The sequence below is a fragment of the Burkholderia sp. Bp9004 genome, assembly GCF_003858025.1.
Lineage (GTDB): Bacteria > Pseudomonadota > Gammaproteobacteria > Burkholderiales > Burkholderiaceae > Burkholderia > Burkholderia diffusa.
Genome location: NZ_QTQD01000001.1, coordinates 340,840 through 363,746 on the forward strand (window position 1 = coordinate 340,840; position 22,907 = coordinate 363,746).

Below are 22,907 nucleotides of genomic sequence, written 5' to 3' on the forward strand. Positions count from 1 at the left end.
CGCGCCTCGGGGGGCGTGGGCAATCCTTCCAGTCATTCGCGGGCCACGCGCGCCGCGAATCCTGCGCACGAGCCGATCCAGCGACGGATCGGCGCGGCGGCACGCGACGTGCCGTTGATCGCGCGCAAACACGCTTCGGCGCATCGTACGCCGGGCGGCTGTCCAGTCTCTAATCTTCCGGTAGCGTCATTTTCCTTTCGTTCCTCGACCGTCAGGAGCTCGTCGATGTCACAGGACAATCTGCTTGATGCTTTGAAGGCCGTCGCCGAAGAGCGCGCGATCGGCGCCGACCAGTTGCGCACGATGCTCGACGACGAAGTGCGGGCGTTGTCGTCCGATGCCCGCGTGCACGACTACATCCACGTGTTCGCGATCCGCCACCTGCGCGAACGGATGCGCAGACAGGACGAACTCGAGCGCGACACGCCAGCCAGTACGCCGAACCGGGAGCCGGATACGAGTACCAGTCGGCGTCTGTAAGGAGGCCCGCCGCGGCCAGCGCCATTGACGCCGGGACCGCGGCCGACTGCCGACCGACGCCGACGCGCAGGCATGCCGTATCGGCAACCGCTGCGCGCAAGCGTGCCGACAACGCCCCCGCGGCCGCCGGCGTTTTTCGTCATACGTTTCATCGAATCGACACAACGGCCTCAAGTTAGCGGCGCGAATGCCGTTTACCCGGTGAATTCGTCCACCGGGCGTTCGCGCTCCCTTACCGAGTCGTTGCCATGCTCTCGTCCCTCCGCACCCGCATTCTTGCAGCGTGCGTCGCCATCGTCGTATTCGCGCTCGTCGCCACCACGCTGATCAATTACTTCATCGCACGCACGTACAACGACGATGCGATCGACCGAAACTTGAGATCCGTCGCCAGCGGCCACGTGGTCGGCATCGGCGACTGGGTCGCGACCCGAAGCCGGATGATCGCGTCGCTGCAGGACGCCGCGCTGTCGCCCGATCCGCTGCCGGTGTTCAAGCAGATGGCCGCGGCCGGCGGCTTCACGAATGTGTACGCGGGCTATGCGGACAAGACGTTCCGTTTCTCCGACCCCACCGGCATCCCGCCCGACTACGATCCGACCGGCCGCCCGTGGTACAAGCAGGCCGCACAGGCCGGCAAGCCGGTCGTCACGCCGCCGTACGTCGATGCGGGAACCGGCAACCTGGTCGTCACGTTCGCGGTCCCGATCCTGCGCGACGGCGCGCTGAAGGGTGTCGTCGCGGCCGACGTCGCGATGGACAGCGTGATCGCGAACGTGAAGTCGATCCACCCGACGCCCGCGAGCTTCGGGATGTTGATCGACAGCAGCGGCCACGTCGTCGCGCATCCGGACGCGAAGCTCACGCTGAAGCCGGTCGCCGACGTGTCGCCCGACCTCGGCGGCATGGGCGCCGCGTCGCTCGCCGCGGCCGTCGCGCCGGTCGAAGTGCACGTGGGGGGCGACGCGAAGCTGGTACGCGCGCAGGCCGTGCCGGGCACCGACTGGTACGCGCTGGTCCTGCTCGACAAGTCGGAAGCGACGGCAGGGATGCGCTCGCTGCTGACCGCGTCGCTGATCACGCTGGTGGTGATCGTGGGCGTCGCGTCGCTGATCGTCGGCGCGATCACTGCAACCGCGTTCCGCCGGCTGTCGCAGGTGCGCCAGGCGATGGCGTCGATCGGCTCGGGCACCGGCGACCTGACGCAGCGCCTGCCGGCCGAAGGCCGCGACGAAGTCGCCGACATCGCGCGCTCGTTCAACAGCTTCGTCGACAAACTGAACGACGTGATGCGGCAGATCCGCGACGCGAGCGAATCGGTGCGCACGGCCGCGAACGAGATCGCCGCGGGCAACCAGGACCTGTCGTCGCGGACCGAATCGGCGGCGGCGAGCCTCGAGGAAACGGCTGCATCGATGGAAGAGATCACCGCGACGGTCGGCCAGTCGGCGGCCGCTGCCAGCCAGGCCGACGAACGGGCGGCCGCCGCGTCGCGCATCGCGTCGCACGGCGGCGTGGTCGTGTCGGACGTGGTGTCGACGATGGGGAAGATCGAGGAAGCGTCGGGCCGGATCGGCGACATCATCGGCGTGATCGACGGGATCGCGTTCCAGACCAACATCCTCGCGCTGAACGCGGCGGTGGAAGCCGCGCGTGCCGGCGAGCAAGGGCGCGGTTTCGCGGTCGTCGCGCAGGAAGTGCGCAGTCTCGCGCAACGCAGCGCGCAGGCTGCGCGCGAGGTGAAGGTGCTGGTCGAGTCGACGGTGGCGAGCGTGTCGGCCGGGTCGGGACAGGTGCGCCAGGCCGGCGACACGATGCGTGAAATCGTGTCGAACGTCGCCAATGTGACGACGATCATCTCCGAGATCACGCACGCGGCGAACGAGCAGACGCGCGGCATCCAGGAAGTGAACCGCGCGGTTACGCAACTCGACGAAATGGTGCAGCAGAACGCGGCGCTCGTCGAGCAGTCGACCGCTGCAGCGACCGCGCTGCAGACGCAGGCGAACGCGCTCGCGACGACGGTCGGACAGTTCAAGGTCGCGTGACCTGCATCGCGTGATGCGGGCCGGATCGCTGCGCGCCACGCGCGCGGCGACGCTCAGCCGTGGCCGCCGTCGCGCATCAGCGCCAGCCGGTTGTAGAGCGTTTTCAGGCTGATGCCGAGCGCTTTCGCCGCTTGCGGCTTGTTGCCGTCGAAGTGCTGTAGCGTCGCCGCGATGAAACGCTGCTGCGCGTGGTGCAGCGTCGCGCCGAGCGGCAGCGCCATCGCATCGTCCGACGTAAGGTCGGGCAACATCGTCGGCTTGGGCAGCGCGACGTCGATGCCGTCGTCCGCGAGGATGTACGCGCGCTCGATCGTGTTGTGCAGCTCGCGCACGTTTCCTGGCCACGAATACGCACGCAGCGCGGCGATCGCCGCGTCGGTCAGGCGCTTGTGCGAGTGGTGCCGCACGTTGAGCGCATCGACAAGCTCGTGCGCGATCGCCTCGACGTCGCCGTTGCGCTGGCGCAGCGGCGGCACGTACAGCGCGAACGCGGCGAGACGGTAGAACAGGTCCTCGCGCAGCCGGCCGTCGCGCACGGCTTCGGCGGGATTGTGACGGGTCGCCGACACGATGCGCACGTCGAGTGGAATCGACTCGGTGCCGCCGACCCGCACGATCGTGTTCGATTCGAGCGCGCGCAGCAGCTTCACCTGCAGCGACGCGGGCATCTCCGCGATCTCGTCGAGCAGCAGCGTGCCGCCGAACGCGGCTTCGAAGAACCCTTCGCGTTGCGCGATCGCGCCGGTGAAGCTGCCTTTCTCGTGACCGAACAATTGCGCTTCGGCGATGTCCGCCGGAATCGCGCCGCAGTTGACGGGGACGAATGGCCCGTCGCATCGCGCGCTCAGATCGTGCAGTCGCCGCGCGACGATATCCTTGCCGACCCCGCTTTCGCCGGCAATCATCACGCTGGCGCGGGTCGGAGCGATTTTCTCGATACGGCCGAGCAGCGTGCGCATCGCCGCGGAGCGGCCGGACAGCCGGCGCGCGTCGGCGCGTGGCTTCGGACGGTTTGCAGAGTCGACCATAGGCGTTCAGCGGGCCGTTTTGAAAATCGGCACCGCGCACTCCCTTCTTTGCAATATCTATCATCGACAGCGAAACCGCACGGAAGGTGCCGCGATTTAGAAATTTCCAATGTCGGGTGCGACGACGGAAGAAATATGCGATCGCTAGGGCACGATGCCGACAGGCGGCTGCCGATGCCGCCCCATGATGCTTTTTTACAGCCGAGGTATGAAAAATCGAAACACGCCTGCCATCGCGTTCTCGGCAAACGCGACAGGCGGCTGAGCGACGCGGCGCGACGGCACGTGCAACACCTGGCTTTGCCGCGAAGTCGCCACGCGCCATGCGGCGGGTACGCGCGTTGCGAAGGCTCGTAGGCTCGCCCGGTCCGCTCGAGGGCATACCGTCGAGCGACGGTCGCAGGGCGATGCAGGGAAACGATGAGAACCTTTACCCGCGAGCTGTTTCGGCAGGGCGCATGGGTCGTGCTGGCCGTCGGGCTGGCGTCCGCGCTGCAAGTGTGGGCGATTCACGCCGTCGGCATGCGTGAACCGTTTGCACCGCTGCCTTTCTACGTCGGTGTCGCTGCCGCAGCCTGGCTGACGTCGTTCGGCGGCGGTCTGGCCGCGACCGCCGCGAGCGCGGCCGTGATCGGCGCGTTGTGGTGGCGCGATGTGCCGCTGCTCGCGCTGCTGACGCGGGCCGGCGTCTTCGTTGCGATCGGTTTCGTCGAATGCATGCTCGTGCTGGCCGTCAAGCCGCTGCTCGCGAACGACCGGCTGCGCGGAGCCGACGATGCCGAAGACGATGACGCGCGCCCGGCGAGCCGCGAACCGGCGCGCGCGCCGCTCGCACTCGACGACATCCTGCTGCGCCGCGTGGTCGACGCATCGCCCGACGCGATCGTCGGCGTCGATGCCGCACGGCGGATCACGAGCTGGAACCCGGCGGCGCGGCGCCTCTTCGGCATCGACGTCGCGGCGGTGATCGGACACGACGTCACGACGTTGATCGCGCCGCGCTGGCTGCGGCTGCATCCCGTTCCTGCGTCGTTCGCGAACGCGCGCGCGCCCACCGGCCCACTCGACATCCTGTGTGTGCGTCGCGACGGTGGCCGCTTTCGCGCGACCTTCGCGGCAGCGCCGATCGTCGACGCGCAAGGCAACTGCACCGGCCTGTCGATGACGCTGCGCGAGGCGCACGAACGCCGCGACGAGCGGCGCGAACTGCGCTCGCTGCGCGGCGTGCGCGACGCGCGCGTGCAGGCCGACGAATCGAACCGGTTGAAGGACGAACTGCTGGCGACCGTGTCGCATGAATTGCGCACGCCGCTGAACGTGATCTACGGCTGGGTCGAGGTGCTGCGCAGCGCCGACGCCCAGGGCCTGGCGCATCAGGCGATCGACGCGATCGATCGTAGTGCGCGGTCGCTGTCGCGGATGGTCGGCGACCTGCTCGACGCGTCATCGTTCGCGACGGGCCGGATGCGGCTCGAACGCACGCCCGTCGACCTGGTGCGCGCCGTGAACGAGGCAGTGCGCGAGCTGGACGCGAGCGCGGAGGCGAACGGACTCGAACTGTCGACCGCGTGCGCGATGTCCAACTGCGTGATCTATGCGGACGGCGAGCGCATTCGCCAGGTGCTGTTGAACCTGCTGTCGAACGCGATCAAGTTCACGCTGCCGGGCGGCCACGTCAAAGTGTCGCTGACCCGGGCCGGCGCGCGCGTGCGACTGTCGGTCGCCGATACGGGGCAGGGCATTTCCGCGGATCGCCTGCCGCATCTGTTCGATACGTTCAACCGGCCGGAAGGCGCGTCCGCGTCGCCGAAACGCGGCCTCGGGCTCGGCCTGTCGATCGTGCGCAACATCGCGCGGCTGCACGGCGGCGAGGTGGCGGCCACGAGCGAAGGCGTCGGGCGTGGCACGACCGTGACCGTCATGCTGCCGGTGGACTGGCGCGCGGACGATCTGATCGGCCAACCCTCACGGCCGAGCGGGGCGTCGACGGCGGTGGCGCTCGACGGCCAGCGCGTGCTGGTGGTCGACGACGATGCGACGTCGCGCGAGAGTCTTGCGGCGGCGCTCGAAACGCTGGGTGCCCAGGTGTCGACCGCGCAATCGGGGCGCGACGCGCTCGACGTGGTCGCGCGGCAGCACCCGAGCGTCGTGCTGTCCGATCTCGCGATGCCGGACGGCGACGGCTTCTGGCTGCTCGACCACATCCGCCATTTGCCGAACGCCGACGGGCTTCTGCCCGTCGTCGCGGTAACGGCACACGCGGGCGCGGACCGGAACCGCGTGATGGCCGCCGGCTTCGACGCGTTTCTCGACAAGCCGGTCGACATGCCGACACTGGCCAGCGTGATCGTCGACGTGGCGGCCGCCGGACGGCACCGCTGACGCCCGACGGCCTCCGCAACACCCGCCAGGAGGCGCGATGAAGAGATCGAACAACACGCAGCGCGACGACCCGGGAGGCAAGCCGGCGCGCTCCGGGCGCATGCCGCTGATCGTGCGGATCCCGTTCGCCGGAAATGGCTGCTTGCTGGTATCGGGCGTGCTCGCCGCGTTCTGCGCGTCGGCATTCACGCCGGCGCATGCGCAGGCGCCGCCAGCATCGTCCGTTCATGTCGCGCCGGGCGTCGTCCGTCCCGGCGAGACCGCCGACGAGGCGGACATGACGCGGCGGCCGAACGGCATCGATGCGGAATTCGTCGACAAGGCAGGCATCGTCGGCAAGACGGTGCTGGAGGCGAGCCAGCTCGCGCTCGATCGGTCGTCGAATCCGGACGTGAAGGCCTTCGCGCGCCGGATGGTGGACGATCAGGTTCGCATGGCCGCGGAATTGCGCCGGCTCGGCGCGCAAAAGGGCCTGCCCGTGCAGACGCGCATGCTGGTCGATCCGGGGCTGACGACCCTGCGAACCATGCGAGGCGACGCATTCGACAAGGGTTACATCGCGCTGGCGGGACCGAACGCGCACGAGGCGGCGATCAGGGTCTACGAAGCCGAAGCGCGCAACGGTCACGACCCGCAGCTTCGCGCGTTCGCGGCAGACACGCTGTCGACGCTGAAGGCGCACCTGCGCGCCGCGCGCGCGCTCGAGCGTTCGATCGCGGCCGTGCGCTGATCCGCACGGCGGCCGCGCGCGTCTGTCGCGTCGGTCAGTGGCGTCGCGTGCCGCTCTCCGGGCCGTTCGGAGACGCCTCGTATGGCGGCGAGTCGAGCGCCGTCTCGCCTTCCTCGATCAGCCAGTACGGCGACGCGCCGTAGTGCGCGTGCAGCGCCTCGGCCCACGCGGGATCGGCCATCGCCGGCCAGCGGTCCTTCTCGAAGCCCGGTGCGTCGCGCACCCGTTCGGTCGGAACGGGCAGCACGAAGCAGCGGCGCTCGACGTCGAGCGTCAGCACGTTCCACGGCACCGCGAGCAGCTTGTCGCCGATCCCGGCAAATCCGCCCGACGACACGACCGCGTACGCGATGCGGCCCGAGTGGACGTCGAGCATGATGTTCGTGACCTTGCCGATGTCGTCGCCGTCCATCGTCAGCACGCGATCGTTTTCCAGCGTGCCGGCGGCCATCACGTCCGGCCCCGGCCCGCCGGCCGAACGGCCGCGGTCGCCGACAATGCGCGCCTGTGTGCGCGACGGTCTGTCCGTTGTCATCGCTTTTCTCCTGGTCGAAGCGGCACGGCGCATAAGGCGCGCGGGCAGCACGGGTGGGGGGCGCTCAGCGGCGGCGCGGCAGGGACACGTCCTCGAGCGTATTCGCCAACTCGTCGCGTGCCGGGCCGCCCGCGCGCGTCGCGATGTCGCCGAGCGACACCATGCCGACGATCTGGTGGTTGGCGTCGAGCACCGGCATCCGGTGCAGTTGTATGTCGGCCATCCGCTGCTGCACGTCGCCGACGCCGTCGTCCTCGACGCACCACTGCACCGGCGCCGATGCGACCATTTTCACGGGGGTATCGGGCGGATGCCCGTGCGACAGCGCGCGTACCGCAAGGTCGCGGTCCGTCACGATCGCGACGAGCCCGGTGCCGTCGCACACCGGCAGCACGCCGATGTCGAAGCGCTGCATCAATTCGGCCGCATGGCGAATCGTGTCGGTGGGCGCGACGCACACCACGTCGCGCGACATGATTTCATTGACGCGATACATGAACGCCTCCTTCGTGAGCGAGACGATGCGGGAGCAGGACGCGTGCCGCGTTCAATCGACAGGTGCCGGACCTGCGCGGCCGTGCCACGGAGAAATTTGCCAGCCGGGTTGTACATCTTCCACGGCGGCAGCCGTGGCCGGGCCGCGCACTGCGCTCAGTGGCCGACGCCCGTCATCACGACGATGGCGAGCACCAGCGCGCTCTCGATCGCGGCCAGCGCCGCGACGCCCGCGGCACCGCTGACTTCGTGCCATGCACGTTCAATGCGTTTCATCAGTTCGCTCCGGTTGAGCCGGCCCGTTGCCGCGCTGCCGCGCATCGCGGGCCGGGTGCCGCCGTCAGCCGTGATCGCGGGGCGGTGGCGGGGCGTCGGGCGCGCGACGTTCGCGCTCGCCTGACGGCCTGGCGGGGTCGATCCGGGTTGCGCCGCCGACGGCGGGCGGATCGCTTGCCGGGAACGTCTCCTCGAGCCCTTCGTCGATGCGTTCCTCCGTCTTGTCTTCGGACGGCTTGCGCGACGTGGCCAGCGGGAGCGGGCCGGCAGCCGGTGACACGGCGTTGCGGCTGCCGGGGGCGGATGCGGTCATGATCGAACCTCCTTACGGGTACGAGGAGCGCAAGCGCCGTGCCCGCGCGGCGCGGGCGGCATGATGCTTGCAATCGTCGAGGCGGCCGGGCGGGCGACCATTCGGGCTGCCCGCAGCCGGTGTGGACGAGAGGACATCGTGATGATTGAACCCAGGGAAAGGATACGTTACGACGCGAGCGTGCGTAGCGGCGATTTCCGTGATGTACGCGAACGGTTCGACATATGCGCGGCGGCCCCGCCGGGCAGGCACATCCGTTGCGCGTGCTCGCCACGCCAATCGACACGCGCGAGCCGCCGCGCAGGAGTGACATGAGCACGCAATCCATGCTGCACCGTCCCGAGCCGACGCCCGACGTCGATCCCGACCCGGCGCTGCCCGAGCACGACGATCCGTTCGATCCGCCCGTGCCCCCGGGGCAGCCGCTAGGCGATCCGCCATCGCAGCCGCCGCCGATGCGCATGCCGGGCGGGCACAGCCAACCACGGCCGGCCGCGCGAACACTGAAAGGAGGACCATCATGGACATTCACGTGCAATCGCCCGACAAGCGCGCGATCGCCCAGGTGCTGGGCCGTTATTTCGAGTCGCGTTCGCTGCGCTATCACATCGAGGAGTTGCCGGGCGGCGTGCTGCATATCGGCTTTCGCGCGAGCGGGCACCCGGTCGCGGTCACCGTGTCGTTCGACGACACCGCCTACGACACCTACACGCACTGGGACGCGAGCCAGAAGCAGCTCGCGCTCGGGCGTCTCGCCGACGGCTTCTCGCGCATGATGGCGAAGCGCAGTCCGGCCGCGCTGGCCGGCGACTATCACGTCGAGCGTTTCTGATTCCGCAATCCTGCACCGGTTCATGCCGGAAATCGGCAAAGTGCCCGTGCTCAACGGGCGCTTTGCGGCTTCGCCGCGCGTCGCGTAGGATGATGACAATTCAGCGCACGCTACGTTCGCGCCGTCGGCTGCCTGCCGTTCCAGCCGAGCGGGATGCGACGCGCTTTCCCTTAGGTTCGATTCGTGCAACCGACGGAGATCGCCTTGATGACCGTTGCCCGCCCGTTGTTGTCGCCCGGCATCCGCCGGGTCGTGTCCGGCCTGTCGGCCTTCGCCGTGCTGGCGGCGGCAGGTGCCCGCGACGCGTCGGCGCAGACGCCTTCGCCGCTCGGCGAATGGCAATACTCGGCAGGCGTCCCGCTGCAGAAGCTGTTCAGCCCGACAGTTCCGACGTGGCAGGTCAGCGTCGGCGCGGCGATGACGCTCCAGCCGCGCTACGCGGGTTCCGATCGCTACCGCGTGATGGGCGGCCCGAATGTGGACGTGCGCTATCGCGACCTGTTCTTCCTGTCGACGGGCGAGGGGCTCGGCGCGAACGTGCTGCGCGGGCCCAACTGGCGCGTGAGCCTGTCGGTGGGCTATGACCTCGGGCGCCGCTCGGCCGACGACCTCGACCACCTGAACGGGCTCGACAACATCAACGCGGCGCCGGTGATGAAGCTCGCGGCCGATTACGTGATCTCGAAGGATTTTCCGCTCGTGCTGCGCGCGGATGTTCGGCGCAGCATCGGCGGCTCGAACGGCTGGATCGGCGATTTCTCCGCGTACATGCCGATGCCGGGCAGCAACGAGCACTTCTTCTGGTTCGCCGGGCCGACGGTGTCGTTCGCCGATTCGCGCTACATGAACAGCTGGTTCGGCGTGAACCCGGGTGCGTCCGCGCGTTCGGGGCTGCCGACCTATTCGTCGGGCGCGGGGATGAAGTCGTTCGGCGCCGGCGTGACGATGGTCTGGTTCGTCAACAAGCACTGGTTCGTGACCATGGACGGCGCGATCGAACAGCTCGTCGGCCGCGCAAGGCGCAGCCCGATCACGCAGCAGTCGACGAACGGCGTGTTCGACATGTCGGTGAATTACCAGTTCTGATCGGATCGGCGCCGGAAAGGCGGCCGGAAGGGGCCGCGGCATGCAGCATTTTTCGTCACATTTGATATGATTCCGACCTGTACAAACGTACAGTGATCGATCCCCGTGACGCCTGCATCGCCGACGCCCCCGGCGTTTTACTACCTGACCAATTTCGAACGCGCGCTTGCCTGGCTCGGCGAGCGTTACGACGACCTGCTCGATGCGCGCGAACACGCGTTTCTTCGGGATTTCGCACAGTTGCCAAAAGTGTCGCGCGCGCTGCTCGTGCGCATGCTGATGCGCAGCGGGTCCGACTTCCGTGCGAGCAAGCTGGTGTATGACGAGATCGGCAGCACGCTCGACGCGGCCACGCCACTCGTCGAGCTCGGCTGGGTCGATCCGGCGCCCGCGCTCACGCTCGACGAACTGTTCGCGCTGTCGACCAAGGCCGATCTCCTGAAGGTGTTCCCGTCGCTCGGCGCACACGCGGGCGAGCGCAAGCCCGACTGGCTCGAACGGCTGCGGCCCGCGCACGACGTGGCGCAGCCGCTCGACGCCTGGTGCGAGCAGACCGACGATCGCGTGCTGCGCGTGACGGTCGGCGCACTGTGCGACCGGCTGCGACTGATGTTCTTCGGCAATCTTCATCAGGACTGGAGCGAATTCGTGCTCGCCGATCTCGGCGTGTTCCAGTACGAAAGCGTGCCGTTCGCGCCGTCGTCTCGCGCGTTCCAGCAGCGCGACGACATCGAGACGTATCTTGCGCTGCAGACCTGCCGCGAAGCACTCGATGCGTGGCCCGACGACCTGCCGTTCGACGCTCTGCTGCAGGCGATCGACGCGGTCGGCTGCGTGCAGCCGTGGCTCGCGACGCGCCGCGCGAAGCTGCTGTTCACGCTCGGGCAGACCTGCGAGCGCCGCGCCGACTGGACCGCCGCGCTGGACGCGTATGCGCGCAGCGCGTGGCCGGGCAGCCGGCACCGGCGCATTCGCGTGCTCGAACGCTGCGGACGCGACGACGATGCGCTCGCGCTGGCGCTCGAGGCGCGCAGCGCCTTCGAAAGCGACGAGGAGCGTCAGCGCGTCGAGCGGATGCTGCCGCGCCTGCAGCGCCGTCTCGGGCAGCGGGTTGAACGCGCGGGCAGCGCGCCCGACGTGCCGCGCGAGACGCTCGTGCTTGCGCGCCCCGACGCGTTCGTCAGCGTCGAATACGCGGTGCGCGACCACCTTGCACGGCCCGACGCGCCGGTTCACTACGTCGAGAACACGCTGATCAATTCGTTGTTCGGGTTGCTGTGCTGGGAGCCCGTGTTCGCGGCCGTGCCCGGCGCGTTCTTTCACCCGTTCCAGCGCGGCCCGGCCGACCTGCACGCACCCGATTTCGCGGTACGCCGCACCGCCGCCTTCGCCGGCTGTTTCGCGCAACTCGATTCGGGCGCGTACCGCGACACGATCCGCCGGCACTACGCCACGAAGATGGGGTTGCAATCGCCGTTCGTGTTCTGGGGCGTGCTGACCGACGAACTGCTCGACGAGGCGCTGGCATGCCTGCCGCCCGAGCACCTGCGGCTGTGGTTCACGCGCCTGCTCTCGGATATCCGCGGCAACCGCTCGGGACTGCCCGACCTGGTCCGTTTCTGGCCCGGCGAGCGGCGCTATGAACTGATCGAGGTGAAGGGCCCCGGCGATCGGCTGCAGGACAACCAGACGCGCTGGCTCGCATACTGCATCGCGCATGCCATGCCGGTGCGCGTCGTCGATGTCGAATGGGCGGGCGCGGGCGTCCGACAGGACGAAGCGGCGGGGTTGTCCGCATGAGCTATGTCGTCGCGGTGCGGGCGATGTGCGAGTTCACCGCGCGGCGCGGCGATCTCGACTTGCGCTTCACGCCCGCGCCGACCGCGCTCGAAGGCATCGCCGGTCACGGCGCCGTCACGTCGAAGCGCGGCGCACGCTATGAAACCGAGATCGCGCTGACCGGCACGTGGGGCACGCTGACCGTGCGCGGGCGCGCGGACGGCTACGATCCCGTCGCGAACCGGCTCGAGGAGATCAAGACCTATCGCGGCAGCCTCGACGCGATGCCGGCCAACCATCGCGCGCTGCACTGGGCGCAGGCGAAGGTCTATGCGCACCTGATGTGCGACGCACGCGGCCTCACGGAAATCGACGTCGCGCTCGTGTATTTCGACATCGTGTCGGAGCGCGAGACCGTGCTGACGGAGACGCTTGGCGCAAGCGCGCTCGCCGCGTTCTTCGCCGAGCAGTGCGCGTGCTTCGTCGGCTGGGCCGAGCGCGAGACCGCGCATCGCGCGGCGCGCGACGCGGCGCTGCGTGCGCTGACGTTTCCGCACGGGCAATTCCGCAGCGGTCAGCGCGAGCTGGCCGTATCCGTCTATCGGGCGGCGCGCGACGAACGCTGCCTGATGGCGCAGGCGCCGACCGGCATCGGCAAGACGCTCGGCACGGTGTTCCCGCTGCTGAAGGCATGCGGTGAAGGCGAGCTCGATCACGTGTTCTTCCTGACTGCGAAAACGCCCGGCCGGGCGCTCGCGCTCGAGGCGGCGACCACGCTTGGCGCCGGCACGCCAACGCTGCCGCTGCGGGTGCTGGAACTCGTCGCGCGCGACAAGGCGTGCGAGCATCCGGACCGCGCGTGTCACGGCGAATCGTGCCCGCTCGCGCAAGGCTTCTACGACCGGCTGCCGGCAGCGCGCGACGCGGCGATCGGCACCGGGCTGCTCGATCGCGACACCGTGCGCGAGGCGGCCCTCGCACACGACGTCTGTCCGTACTACCTCGCGCAGGAGCTTGCGCGCTGGTCGGACATGATGATCGGCGACTACAACTACTACTACGACGGCAGCGCGATGCTGCATACGCTCGCGCAGCAGAACCAGTGGCGTGTCGGCGTGCTCGTCGACGAGGCGCACAACTTGCTCGATCGCGCCCGCAAGATGTACAGCGCATCGCTTGACCCGTTCGCGTTCGCGGCCGCGCGCGAGGCCGCACCCGCGGCTCTGCGCAAGGCGTTCGACCGGCTCGCGCGCGCGTGGGGCACGCTCAATCGCGCACAGGCCGAGCGCTACGCGGCGTATCCCGAGATTCCCGGCCCGATCGTGACGGCCGTGCAGAACCTCGTCGCGGCGATCGGCGAACACCTGACCGATGCGCCGCGTGCGAACGGCGACGCGCTGTTGCGCTTTCATTTCGAGGCGATCCAGTTCGGTGTGCTCGCCGACGCGTTCGACGGCGCGTCGATCTTCGACGCGACGCTGCACGGCGAGCCGTTGCCGCGCCAGTCCGGGCTCGACGGCGTCGCGCCAGCCGCGCGCCGGCGCCGCATCCAGTCGACGCTGTGCGTGCGCAACGTGATTCCGGCCGGCTTTCTCGCGTCGCGTTACGAAGCCGCGCGCGCGACCGTGCTGTTTTCCGGCACACTGAGCCCGTTTCATTTTTATCGTGACACGCTCGGACTGCCGGCCGACACGGGCTGGCTCGACGTCGACGGGCCGTTCCGCGCCGAACAACTGACCGTGCGCGTCGCGAGCCACGTGTCGACGCGCTGGCGCGACCGCGACCGTTCGCTCGAACCGATCGTGGACCTGATCGCCGCGCAGTATGCGACGCGGCCCGGCAACTACCTCGGTTTTCTCAGCAGCTTCGACTATCTCGGGCGCGTCGTCGCGCTGATGCAGACGCGCCACCCGGACGTGCCCGTGTGGGCCCAGGCGCCCGGCATGGCCGAAAGCGAGCGCGACGCATTTCTCGCACGCTTCGACGCGGGCGGGCGCGGGGTCGGCTTCGCCGTGCTGGGCGGGGCGTTCTCGGAGGGCGTGGATCTCGTCGGCGAGCGGCTGATCGGTGCGTTCATCGCGACGCTCGGGCTGCCGCAGGTCAACGATGTCAACGAACAGATGCGGCGCGCGATGGATGCGCGTTTCGGCAACGGATACGACTACATGTATCTGTACCCGGGTTTGCAGAAGGTCGTGCAGGCGGCCGGACGCGTCATCCGCACCGAACACGACGAGGGCGTCGTGCATCTGATCGACGATCGTTACCGGCGGCGCGAGGTGCGCGATCTGTTGCCGCGGTGGTGGCGGATCGGGTGATCTGCCGGACGGGCGTCGTGCACCCACTTGCATGAATCTCTAAAGCACGTTCAGCATCGCGAGCGCGGCTTCCTGCAGATGCGGCAGCACGCGCCGTACGGCCGCGTCGGTCGACTCGGCACCGATCGGCATGTTCGTGCTCAGCGCGGCGACGACTTCGCCGTGACGGTTCTTCAGCGGCACCGCGATGCCGCGCACGCCGACCTGCAGTTGCTGTTCGATGACCGCGAAGCCCGCGTCGCGCGCGTGATCGACCTGTTCGAGCAGGCGTGCCTTGTTGGTGATCGTGTGTGGCGTAAACGGTGCGAGTTCGGTGTCGTCGAGCCACGCGCGGACGGCCTCGCGATCCGGATGATGCGCGAGCAGCACGACGCCCGGCGACGTCAGCGGGGCGGGCACGCGCGCGCCGAGCACGAAGCCGGTCGTCATCACGCGCGACACGCCGTTGCGGGCGATGAACACCAGTTCCCAGCCATCGAGCACGCTCACGTACGCCGATTCGTTCAGCGACGCGCTCAGTTGCTGCAGATACGGCTGGACCGTGCGCGGCAGGCGCGCCGAGTCGAAGTACGACCAGCCGACCCGCAGCACGCGCGGCGTGAGGCCGTACAGCTTGCCGTCGGTGTACACGTAGCCGAGCGATTCGAGCGTCAGCAGGTAGCGTCGCGCGGCCGTGCGCGTGAGACCGGTGCGGGCAGCCGCCTGGGTGGGCGTCATTCGTGCATGCTGGCTGTCGAACGCTTCGAGGATCATCAGGCCCTTTTCGAGGCCGGCAATCCAGTCGCGTCGGTCGAGGTCGGGCTTTTTCATCGTCGGTGGCGCACGGGTGGGCGCGCGGTGTTCGCGCGGGAATGGGCGATTATCGCGCAGATCCAAAATCGTGCGAAAGCAATCGACGGACGTGCGATGGGTGACGAGGAGGGGGAATGTACCGGGCGCCGACGGTACGGCCGGTTAGCGCTGGTGGCGGCGACCCTGATTGGTCAGGGCCGATCGGCGGATTGTCCGGGCGTCCGATGAATGCGGGGCGGACAGGATACGCGGCGCGGACATCGTCCACGCCGCATCCGGATCGACGTTACTCGCTGCTCGTCCACTCGACGTTCGCACCGACCGAACGCAGATTTTCGACGAAATGCGGGTGCGCGCGCCGGATCGGCAGCGCGTTCATGATTTCCGAGCGGCCTTCGATGCTCGCGGCCACCATCAGCAGCGCGATCGCGACGCGGATGATGTACGGGCTCTCGACGCGCGCTGGCGTCAGCTGCAGCCCGCCGAACGTGATCAGCCGGTGCGGGTCGGACAGCAGCACGTGCGCGCCGAACTTCGACAGTTCGCCGGACCAGCCGAGCGCGCCGTCGTAGACCTTGTTCCAGAACATCGCGCTGCCTTCCGCACGCACGCCGAGCGCGATGAAGATCGGCAGCAGGTCGACCGGCAGGTACGGCCAGGGCGCGGCTTCGACCTTGGTCAGGATGTTCTGCGTGAACGGCCGCCGCACGCGCAGCGGGCCGTCGCGTTCCGCGCGCGACCAGCCATCGCGGTGTGTGACGTGCACGCCGAACTTCGCGAACGTGCGGTCGATCAGCGGGAAATGCTCCGGCGACGAGTTGCGCACGGTGATGTCGCCGCCGGTGATCGCACCCAGCGCGAGGAACGTCGCGATTTCGTGGAAATCCTCGGCGAAGCGGAATTCGCCGCCGCCGAGCTTGCCGCCGCCCGTCACGCACAGGCGCGACGTGCCGATGCCTTCGATCGCGACGCCGATCATCGCGAGGAACTGGCAGAACTCCTGCACGTGCGGCTCGGAGGCCGCATTCATCAGCGTCGACGTGCCGCCTGCCGCCGTCGCGCACAGCGCGAAGTTTTCGGTGGTCGTCACCGATGCGTAGTCGAGCCAGTGATCGTTGGCCGTCAGCGGGCCGTCGGCACGGACGATCAGCGAATCGGGCGTGCGCTGGATGTGCGCGCCGAAGCGCTCGAACACTTCGACGTGCGGATCGATTTCGCGCACGCCGAGCGTGCAGCCCTTCACGTCGTTCTCGAGGCGCGCGACACCGAAGCGCGCGAGCAGCGGCGGAATCAGCATGATCGACGAGCGCATCGCCTCGGGCAGGCGGTGAACGGCCGGGTCGAACGTCGTGTTGCGATGGTGGAGATCGAGAATGCCTGTCGTGAAGTCGACCGACACGTCGCTGCCGAGCGTGCGGAAGATGTCGAGGATCTTGCGCACGTCGGTGATGTCCGGCACGCCGACGAGGCGCAGCGGCTGATCGCTCAACAGGGTGGCGCACAGAATCGGCAGGACGGCGTTCTTGTTCGCGGACGGCTTGATGTCCCCGCGCAGCGGAGTGCCGCCGTGGACGATGAGATTCGACATGATATGGGGGCGTATCTGTGACTGACGTAGGCCCATATGATGCCATTGGTCGGCGGGTGGTGTGGAATGTTCAGAGGGGAAAAGGGGCTTCTGCCCGCGGGATTGACCGTGTTTGACGTTGGGCGTGGCGCGATTCCCTTACCCGGTCGGAGATGGCAGTCGGTGCGGAAATGGCCGGCGCGGATCGCGGCCGGCCATTCGGTCATTGCCTCACTGCGCCGCCCGCATCCGGGCGGCGACCACCAGCGAGATCAGGCAGCCCACCGCGAGATAGCCGGCGACGAGGTGCCACGAACCGCCGGCCACGCTTACCAGCGCCACCGCGATGAACGGCGTGAACCCGCCGCCGACGACGCTCGCGAACTGATAGCCGACGCCTGCGCCGCTGTAGCGGTATTCGGCGCCGAACAGTTCGGTGAACAGCGGCTGCTGGACGCTCACGACCATGTCGTGCGCGGCATTCGCCAGCAGGATCGAGAAGACCACGATCCACGCGATCGAGCGCGATTCCAGCGCGACGAAGAACGGCACCGCCGACGCGAGGCCGATCACCGCGCCGATCAGGTAGATGCGGCGCAGGCCGAAGCGGTCGGCGAGCCACGCGAAGCACGGGATCGTCACGCAGCTCACCGCACCGACCAGCAGGCCGATGTTCAGGAACAGGTCGCGTGACATGCCGAGGTTCGACGTGGAATAGCTGAGCGCGAACGCGGTGACGATATACATCGTGAACAGCTCGGCGAGCCGCAGCGCGACGATCAGCAGGAACGCCTTCGGATGGCGCGTCAGTGCCTCCAGCACCGGCAGGCGGAGCTTGCGGTTGCCGTGCTCGACCTTCTCGACGAACTCCTGCGACTCGTCCATGCTCTTGCGGACCCACAGCCCGATCAGCACCAGCACGATGCTGAACACGAACGGCAGGCGCCAGGCCCAGGCCTTGAACGCGGCTTCGCCGAGGGTATGGCTCAGGATCGACACGATGCCCGTCGCGAGCACGAGCCCGACGCCGTAGCCGACCTGCACGCCGCTGCTGTAGAACGCCTTTTTTTGCTTCGGTGCGCTTTCGACGGCCATCAGCGCCGCGCCGCCCCATTCGCCGCCCACCGCGAAGCCTTGCAGCGCGCGCATCAGCACGAGCAGCACGGGCGCCCACCAGCCGATCGACGCGAAGGTCGGCAGCAGGCCGATCGCGACGGTCGACAGCCCCATCAGCATCACGGTCAGCACGAGCATCCGCTTGCGGCCGAGCCGGTCGCCGTAATGGCCGAACACGACACCGCCGAGCGGGCGGAACAGGAAGCCGACGCCGAAGGTCGCGAAAGCCGCGAGCGTGCCCATGGTCGGGCTGACCTTCGGGAAGAATTCGGAATTGAAGACGAGTGCGGCGACGATCCCGTACAGCAGGAAGTCGTACCAGTCGACGACGGCGCCGACGAAGCTGCCGATCGCGGCCTTGCGGGCCTGGCTGCGTGCGCGGGCGCCGGCAGCGGCGTCGAGGGTGGCGAAGGTTGTGGTCATGGTGGTGTCTCCTGGCACGGCGCATCGTGGAAGCGTGGGGGCGCCGCGTCCGATGCTGCATTGAAGTCGATGGGTGAACGGAGAATAGGGCGCGCGCCGCACGGCGGCAATTAGCCGATCGGTCAAAATGCGCGATTATCGTTCAGTTGTGTGCGATTATCGAACGATTTTCGGGTTTGCACTAGGCGCGACACCAATATCCCGTTCAGCCAGGGTGTGCCGCCGTGAACGATCTGGTTAAAATCTGGACCATCGAAACCTCGCCCGAATCGGGCGGACGTCCGGCCGTCACATCGGCCGTGCGTGCCGCGCGCGCCGGGCGTCATCCCCATCGACCGCATGCCCCCGGAGACTGGAATGCCCGGCAATTCCCACCCCCTGTCCAGCGATACGCCGCCCGTTGCCGATCCGGCTGCCAATCCGCTCGGGATGGCCGGACTCGAATTCGTCGAGTTCGCGGCACCGGTGCCGGACGCGCTTGCGCAACGCTTCGAGCAGCTCGGGTTCAAGGCGATCGCGCGCCATGTGAGCAAGAACGTCACGCTGTACCGGCAAGGACAGATGCAGTTCCTGATCAATGCCGAGCCCGATTCGTTCGCCGCGCGCTATGCAGAGGAATACGGGATGGGCGTCTGCGCGATCGGGCTGCGCGTGGCGAGCGCGCGCCGCGCGTTCGAGCGTGCGATCGAGCTCGGCGCGTGGGCGTTCGAGGGCGAGCGGATCGGGGTCGGCGAGCTGAAGATTCCCGCGATCCAGGGGATCGGCGATTCGCACCTCTATTTCGTCGACCGCTGGCGCGGGCGGGACGGCCAGCGCGGCGGCGTCGGCGACATCTCGATCTTCGACATCGATTTCCGGCCGATCGACATCGCGACCGCGCATACCGATGTCGACTGCGTCGGCACGGGCCTGCAGCAGGTCGACCACTTCACGCAGACGGTCGGCGCGGGGCGCATGCGCGAGTGGCTCGACTTCTATCACGACCTGCTGCACTTCCGCGAAATCCACGAAATCGACGCGCACTGGCATGTGTCGGAAGAATCGCGCGTGATGGTGTCGCCGTGCGGCGCGGTGCGGATTCCGGTCTACGAGGAAGGCACGCGGCGCACCGAACTGATGCACGCGTATCTGCCCGACCACCCAGGCGAAGGCGTTCAGCACGTTGCGCTGTCGACCGACGACATCCTGGCGAGCGTCGATGCGCTGCGCGCGAACGGCGTCGAATTCATCGAGCCGCCGGCGCGCTATTACGACGAAGTCGATGCGCGGCTGCCGGGGCACGGCGTCGATCTCGACGCGCTGCGCCGCCGCGCCGTGCTGGTCGATGGCGAGATCGGCAGCGATGGCGTGCCGCGCCTGTTCTTCCAGACCTTCGTCAAGCGCCGGCCCGGCGAGATCTTCTTCGAGATCGTGCAGCGGCAGGGGCACCACGGATTCGGGGAAGGGAACCTCGCGGCGCTGGCGCGCGCCCGCGACGCCGGCTGAGCGGCAGGCGCACGATCGTGACCGGGGAATCAGCCGCTGAGTAACGTCAAGCGCCCACGGCCGGCACGCGGTTCGGCGCCGGGTCGTTCTGCGGCTTGAGCACGCACGCGGTACCACCCGGCGTGTACATCGACACGACGCAGCGGTTGCATGACGTGCAGCCCGACTGCGTGAGCCGGCCGCCGTGCAGCTCGTTCACGAAGTCCGGCTCGAACACGAGCGCGCGGGCGAGCGCCACCGCGTCGAATCCTTCGCGCATCGCCAGCGCGACGTTCTCGCGGGAACGCACACCGCCGAGATACGCGAGCGGCATCCGGACGGCCGCTCGCACCTGCTTCGAGTGCTCGAGGAAATACATCTCCCGAAATGCGCCCATCCTCGGCTCGGTGAGCTTCTGCAGCGTCATCGCCGCACGCACGATCGCGTTGTCGGCGTTCGCGCGCGCATCGCCGGGCAGCGGGCTGCCGAACAGCTGCCACACCGACTCGACGTTCATCCCGCCGCTCAGCACCAGCAGGTGCGCACCCTCGGCCTCGAGCCGCCGCGCGATCTCGCACGCGTCGTCGGCGGTTCCGCCGCCGCGCACGCCTTCGGTCACGCCGATCTTGCAGACCACGGCGAGATCGCGGCCGACGGCGTCGAGCACGCGGCCCAGCACCTCGACGGGAAACGCCGCGCGGCGCGCCGCATCGCCGCCGTACGCGTCGCGACGACGGTTGTACAGCGGCGAGAGGAACTGGCTCAGCAGGTAACCGTGTCCCATGTGGATCTCGACCGCGTCGAAGCCCGCGTCGCGCGCATGTCGCGCCGCCCGTGCGAATTCGTCGGCGATCGCGGTCATCTGGTCGCGCGTCATCGCCTGCTTCAGGAAACGGCCACTCATCACGCCGACCTTGTTGAAGCCGCCGGATGCGCTCAACGGTCGTTTCGTCGACAGCGACGGCAGGAACGTGAAGCAGCCGCCATGCGTGATCTGCGCGGACGCCGCCGCGCCGTGACGATGGACCGCGTCGGTCAGCGCGCGGAATTGCCGGACCGTCGGCGCATCGAGCCGCGCCTGGTCGACGAACGTGCGGCCATCGTCGCTGACCGCGCAGTACGCGACGGTCGTCAGCGCGGCGCCGCCTGCGGCGATACGCTCATGAAACCCGACGAGCGCGCGCGACGGCACGCCGTTCGGCGTCATCCCTTCGTTGGTCGCGGATTTGATCAGGCGGTTGCGCAGCGTCAGCGGACCGATCTGCAGCGGGCTGAATGCGGTATCGAGCGTGACGGGTTCCATGTCGGGCGGGCGTCGGGAAGGGGCACGGCGACCATTGTGCCGAGTCGGTGCGGGGCGGCATCGTCCACGTGGATGACCCGCCGCCGGGGCCGCGTCCGCACCGCCTACTCGGCCGTACCCAGCTTGCGCGCCTGACGACGCATCCCGTCGAAGATCGCATCGGCCACGTCCGCCGGGAAATCCGCCGGAATCCCCGACGCGACGGCGGCGATCACCGGTTCGGTGCGCGCGGCCACATCGGCCATGGCCGCGCGCACGTCGTGTTCGGTCAGACCGACGCGCGCGCTTTGCGCGATCCAGTGACGCGGCTGGATGTCGCCGATCACGTAATGGCGATTCTTCCCGCATACGGCCATCGCGAGCCGTGCGCGTCGTGGCGGCAGCTGGTTGCGTCGCGTGCCGATGATCGGGTGCGCGGACAGCACGTCGTACAGCGGCGTGCTGCGATACGTATTGCCCGGCAGGTGCGCGATGCTGAAATTCTTCGCGTGGCCGTCGATGGCCGCGAGCACCCAGAACACGAGCTGCGTGACGAAGAAATTCCTGCGGTCCTGCGCGGCATCGGCGGAATTCGCGAGGATGCCCATGATCGTCGCGATGCCCGGGCCGCCGTCGGATTCGTATTTGGCGCCCGACGGCGTGCCGGTCGCCTGGCACATGTCCTCCTGCGGCAGCCGCAGGATCCACGTGCCGTCGCGGGACGGGCGGCGGTCGAAGCGCTCGACGATCAGCGCCTTCTGGTCGTCGAACCGGCCGATATCGCACGCGGCGACGGGCAGGCCGTATGCGGCGACGATCTTCGAGCACAGCCATTCGTTCTCGACCGACGTGCGCATGTCGGCCTGCATGTTTCCGACACGCCCCAGCGGCAGCTTGAAGATATGCGTGGTCGGTGTGCTGCCCGCCGGCAGCAGCCAGCGCTTGCCGTCGCGCAGCAGCGCGGTCTTTTCCTGCGCGCCGGCGATCGACAGGCGCAGCTCGCCGTCCGGCTCCGCTTGGCCGGGCAGCGGCGCGGCGGTCGCGTGGCGCAGCACGTCGGCCACGGCCGCGTCGTCGAGCACGGTGCCGTCGATCGATTCGAGGTCGATCGGGGTTTCGTCCGGCGGCAGCAACTGCAGCGCCCCGACGCAATCGCGGCCGATCGACGCGAGCAGTTCGAACGGCGCCGTCGACCCGAGCCGGTAGCGCTGCGCGATGCGGCGGCGGATCGGCTGGCTGTCCGGCAGCAGGTTGTCGAAGTAATCGGCGACGATCGCGCCCTGGTGCGGCTGGTTGCCCGGCGTGAACGGCAGCGACAGCGACAGCGGACGCCCTTGCGGATCGTCGACCCATGCCGGCAGGTAGACGAGGCGCTCGACGCCGCGCCGGACTTCCCAGTATCCGACCGGGATGCCGTTCATCCACAGGTCGAGGCGGTCGTGGCGGGGACGGCGGGCCATCGTCACCAGTCCTCCCGCGTGGGGTTCCGAGACTTGCCGGGTGTCGCCGCGGCAGACCGTTTCCGCGCGGCGGCGGATGGAGCCTTCGCGGCGGCCGGCGGGCGAGCCGGCACATCCGACGAACCGGGCGAGCGGCCGCGTGCGGCCGGTGCGCGCTTGAGCGCTGGCGTGGTGTCGTCGGGCACCGTTGTGTCGTCCGGGGTGCCCGGCACGAGCGTCAGGCGAACGCCGAGCACGTTCAGTACCTTGAAAAACCGTTCGATGCTGACCGCGGACGGATTGGCTTCGAGCTGCGCGTACGACTGTTGCGTCACGCCGAGGCGGGCGGCGAGCTGCGCCTGCGTGAGCCCCGCCGACTTCCGGAAGCCGACGAGGATCGGGCGCAACTGGCTCAAGGTCTGGACCGGGAATGGCATGGGCTCTCCGCGAAATGACAGGCGATCGCTTGTAATCGAAAAATACAGTCTATGGTATGTATCGTCAAAATACAAACCTGAGACT

18 protein-coding genes and 1 pseudogene are annotated in these 22,907 nt (G+C 68.6%); 9 read left to right on the forward strand and 10 right to left on the reverse strand.

The window, feature by feature from the left end:
- The first annotated feature begins 225 nt into the window (after positions 1-225).
- Both DIE08_RS01465 and DIE08_RS01470 read left to right on the forward strand, forming a co-directional pair.
- A complete protein-coding gene (locus DIE08_RS01465) occupies positions 226-480 on the forward strand; it encodes a DUF3562 domain-containing protein (protein WP_059599439.1) in 255 nt (84 codons plus the stop codon).
- 248 nt (positions 481-728) lie between these two features.
- Complete coding sequence (locus DIE08_RS01470; protein ID WP_124623965.1) at positions 729-2,528, forward strand: methyl-accepting chemotaxis protein; 1,800 nt, start codon at positions 729-731, stop codon at positions 2,526-2,528.
- Positions 2,529-2,581: 53 nt separating this feature from the next.
- Here DIE08_RS01470 and DIE08_RS01475 read toward each other — a convergent pair.
- A pseudogene (locus tag DIE08_RS01475) lies at positions 2,582-3,620 on the reverse strand (sigma-54 interaction domain-containing protein).
- A 356-nt stretch (positions 3,621-3,976) separates the two neighbouring features.
- Between DIE08_RS01475 and DIE08_RS01480 the strand changes: the two are divergent.
- Together DIE08_RS01480 and DIE08_RS01485 are read left to right on the forward strand one after the other, a co-directional pair.
- Positions 3,977-5,938 carry an ATP-binding protein gene (locus DIE08_RS01480; RefSeq protein ID WP_124900789.1) on the forward strand — a complete coding sequence of 654 codons (1,962 nt, stop codon included), beginning with the start codon at positions 3,977-3,979 and terminating at the stop codon, positions 5,936-5,938.
- A gap of 100 nt (positions 5,939-6,038) precedes the next feature.
- Positions 6,039-6,668 carry a DUF4142 domain-containing protein gene (locus DIE08_RS01485; RefSeq protein ID WP_124900898.1) on the forward strand — a complete coding sequence of 210 codons (630 nt, stop codon included), beginning with the start codon at positions 6,039-6,041 and terminating at the stop codon, positions 6,666-6,668.
- A gap of 34 nt (positions 6,669-6,702) precedes the next feature.
- On the opposite strand, the gene DIE08_RS01490 is transcribed toward DIE08_RS01485, so the two are convergent.
- From DIE08_RS01490 to DIE08_RS01500, 3 genes are all read right to left on the reverse strand, one after another.
- On the reverse strand, positions 6,703-7,203 hold the full coding sequence (locus tag DIE08_RS01490) for a PRC-barrel domain-containing protein (protein WP_124900790.1): 501 nt from the start codon (positions 7,201-7,203) through the stop codon (positions 6,703-6,705).
- Between the two features lie 64 nt (positions 7,204-7,267).
- Entirely contained in the window at positions 7,268-7,699 is a 432-nt protein-coding gene (locus tag DIE08_RS01495; RefSeq protein WP_124900791.1) for a CBS domain-containing protein, read from the reverse strand.
- A gap of 339 nt (positions 7,700-8,038) precedes the next feature.
- The gene (locus DIE08_RS01500; protein ID WP_124900792.1) at positions 8,039-8,287 is read right to left on the reverse strand and encodes a hypothetical protein; all 249 of its coding nucleotides are present in this window, start codon (positions 8,285-8,287) and stop codon (positions 8,039-8,041) included.
- 520 nt (positions 8,288-8,807) lie between these two features.
- Between DIE08_RS01500 and DIE08_RS01505 the strand changes: the two genes are divergently transcribed.
- The 4 genes from DIE08_RS01505 to DIE08_RS01520 all read left to right on the forward strand — a co-directional run bounded on the left by DIE08_RS01505 (position 8,808) and on the right by DIE08_RS01520 (position 14,302).
- The gene (locus DIE08_RS01505) at positions 8,808-9,119 is read left to right on the forward strand and encodes a hypothetical protein (RefSeq protein WP_059599445.1); all 312 of its coding nucleotides are present in this window, start codon (positions 8,808-8,810) and stop codon (positions 9,117-9,119) included.
- Between the two features lie 207 nt (positions 9,120-9,326).
- Positions 9,327-10,205, forward strand: a complete 879-nt coding sequence (locus tag DIE08_RS01510) for a MipA/OmpV family protein (RefSeq protein ID WP_124900793.1) — start codon at positions 9,327-9,329, stop codon at positions 10,203-10,205.
- A gap of 105 nt (positions 10,206-10,310) precedes the next feature.
- Positions 10,311-12,005 carry a VRR-NUC domain-containing protein gene (locus tag DIE08_RS01515; RefSeq protein WP_124900794.1) on the forward strand — a complete coding sequence of 565 codons (1,695 nt, stop codon included), beginning with the start codon at positions 10,311-10,313 and terminating at the stop codon, positions 12,003-12,005.
- Positions 12,002-14,302 (forward strand): ATP-dependent DNA helicase, encoded by a 2,301-nt coding sequence (locus DIE08_RS01520; protein WP_124900795.1) that lies wholly within the window; start codon positions 12,002-12,004, stop codon positions 14,300-14,302. The genes DIE08_RS01515 and DIE08_RS01520 overlap by 4 nt, the downstream gene beginning before the upstream one ends.
- 39 nt (positions 14,303-14,341) lie before the next feature.
- On the opposite strand, the gene DIE08_RS01525 is transcribed toward DIE08_RS01520, so the two are convergent.
- The 3 genes from DIE08_RS01525 to shiA all read right to left on the reverse strand — a co-directional run bounded on the left by DIE08_RS01525 (position 14,342) and on the right by shiA (position 18,200).
- The gene (locus DIE08_RS01525) at positions 14,342-15,112 is read right to left on the reverse strand and encodes an IclR family transcriptional regulator C-terminal domain-containing protein (protein ID WP_124498875.1); all 771 of its coding nucleotides are present in this window, start codon (positions 15,110-15,112) and stop codon (positions 14,342-14,344) included.
- 268 nt (positions 15,113-15,380) lie between these two features.
- Positions 15,381-16,682 (reverse strand): UDP-N-acetylglucosamine 1-carboxyvinyltransferase, encoded by a 1,302-nt coding sequence (locus tag DIE08_RS01530; protein ID WP_059599449.1) that lies wholly within the window; start codon positions 16,680-16,682, stop codon positions 15,381-15,383.
- 210 nt (positions 16,683-16,892) lie between these two features.
- On the reverse strand, positions 16,893-18,200 hold the full coding sequence (shiA, locus tag DIE08_RS01535; protein WP_124623991.1) for a shikimate transporter: 1,308 nt from the start codon (positions 18,198-18,200) through the stop codon (positions 16,893-16,895).
- A 357-nt stretch (positions 18,201-18,557) separates the two neighbouring features.
- Between shiA and DIE08_RS01540 the strand changes: the two genes are divergently transcribed.
- A complete protein-coding gene (locus DIE08_RS01540) occupies positions 18,558-19,685 on the forward strand; it encodes a 4-hydroxyphenylpyruvate dioxygenase family protein (protein ID WP_124623993.1) in 1,128 nt (375 codons plus the stop codon).
- 46 nt (positions 19,686-19,731) lie between these two features.
- Here DIE08_RS01540 and DIE08_RS01545 read toward each other — a convergent pair whose 3' ends face one another.
- The 3 genes from DIE08_RS01545 to DIE08_RS01555 all read right to left on the reverse strand — a co-directional run bounded on the left by DIE08_RS01545 (position 19,732) and on the right by DIE08_RS01555 (position 22,822).
- Positions 19,732-20,967, reverse strand: coding sequence for an NADH:flavin oxidoreductase (locus DIE08_RS01545; protein ID WP_059599452.1), 1,236 nt, complete (start codon positions 20,965-20,967; stop codon positions 19,732-19,734).
- A 104-nt stretch (positions 20,968-21,071) separates the two neighbouring features.
- Positions 21,072-22,406 carry a type II toxin-antitoxin system HipA family toxin gene (locus DIE08_RS01550; protein ID WP_124900796.1) on the reverse strand — a complete coding sequence of 445 codons (1,335 nt, stop codon included), beginning with the start codon at positions 22,404-22,406 and terminating at the stop codon, positions 21,072-21,074.
- 2 nt (positions 22,407-22,408) lie between these two features.
- Positions 22,409-22,822 carry a helix-turn-helix transcriptional regulator gene (locus tag DIE08_RS01555; protein WP_124900797.1) on the reverse strand — a complete coding sequence of 138 codons (414 nt, stop codon included), beginning with the start codon at positions 22,820-22,822 and terminating at the stop codon, positions 22,409-22,411.
- Positions 22,823-22,907 lie beyond the last annotated feature (85 nt).

Coding starts and splice junctions, on each gene's coding strand:
- DIE08_RS01520 (WP_124900795.1), top strand. CDS start 12,002: ATGAGCTATGTCGTCGCGGTGCGGGCGATGTGCGAGTTCACCGCGCGG.
- shiA (WP_124623991.1), bottom strand. CDS start 18,200: ATGACCACAACCTTCGCCACCCTCGACGCCGCTGCCGGCGCCCGCGCA.
- DIE08_RS01525 (WP_124498875.1), bottom strand. CDS start 15,112: ATGAAAAAGCCCGACCTCGACCGACGCGACTGGATTGCCGGCCTCGAA.
- DIE08_RS01490 (WP_124900790.1), bottom strand. CDS start 7,203: ATGACAACGGACAGACCGTCGCGCACACAGGCGCGCATTGTCGGCGAC.
- DIE08_RS01530 (WP_059599449.1), bottom strand. CDS start 16,682: ATGTCGAATCTCATCGTCCACGGCGGCACTCCGCTGCGCGGGGACATC.
- DIE08_RS01495 (WP_124900791.1), bottom strand. CDS start 7,699: ATGTATCGCGTCAATGAAATCATGTCGCGCGACGTGGTGTGCGTCGCG.
- DIE08_RS01480 (WP_124900789.1), top strand. CDS start 3,977: ATGAGAACCTTTACCCGCGAGCTGTTTCGGCAGGGCGCATGGGTCGTG.
- DIE08_RS01550 (WP_124900796.1), bottom strand. CDS start 22,406: ATGGCCCGCCGTCCCCGCCACGACCGCCTCGACCTGTGGATGAACGGC.
- DIE08_RS01470 (WP_124623965.1), top strand. CDS start 729: ATGCTCTCGTCCCTCCGCACCCGCATTCTTGCAGCGTGCGTCGCCATC.
- DIE08_RS01485 (WP_124900898.1), top strand. CDS start 6,039: ATGCCGCTGATCGTGCGGATCCCGTTCGCCGGAAATGGCTGCTTGCTG.
- DIE08_RS01555 (WP_124900797.1), bottom strand. CDS start 22,822: ATGCCATTCCCGGTCCAGACCTTGAGCCAGTTGCGCCCGATCCTCGTC.
- DIE08_RS01505 (WP_059599445.1), top strand. CDS start 8,808: ATGGACATTCACGTGCAATCGCCCGACAAGCGCGCGATCGCCCAGGTG.
- DIE08_RS01510 (WP_124900793.1), top strand. CDS start 9,327: ATGACCGTTGCCCGCCCGTTGTTGTCGCCCGGCATCCGCCGGGTCGTG.
- DIE08_RS01545 (WP_059599452.1), bottom strand. CDS start 20,967: ATGGAACCCGTCACGCTCGATACCGCATTCAGCCCGCTGCAGATCGGT.
- DIE08_RS01500 (WP_124900792.1), bottom strand. CDS start 8,287: ATGACCGCATCCGCCCCCGGCAGCCGCAACGCCGTGTCACCGGCTGCC.
- DIE08_RS01540 (WP_124623993.1), top strand. CDS start 18,558: ATGCCCGGCAATTCCCACCCCCTGTCCAGCGATACGCCGCCCGTTGCC.
- DIE08_RS01465 (WP_059599439.1), top strand. CDS start 226: ATGTCACAGGACAATCTGCTTGATGCTTTGAAGGCCGTCGCCGAAGAG.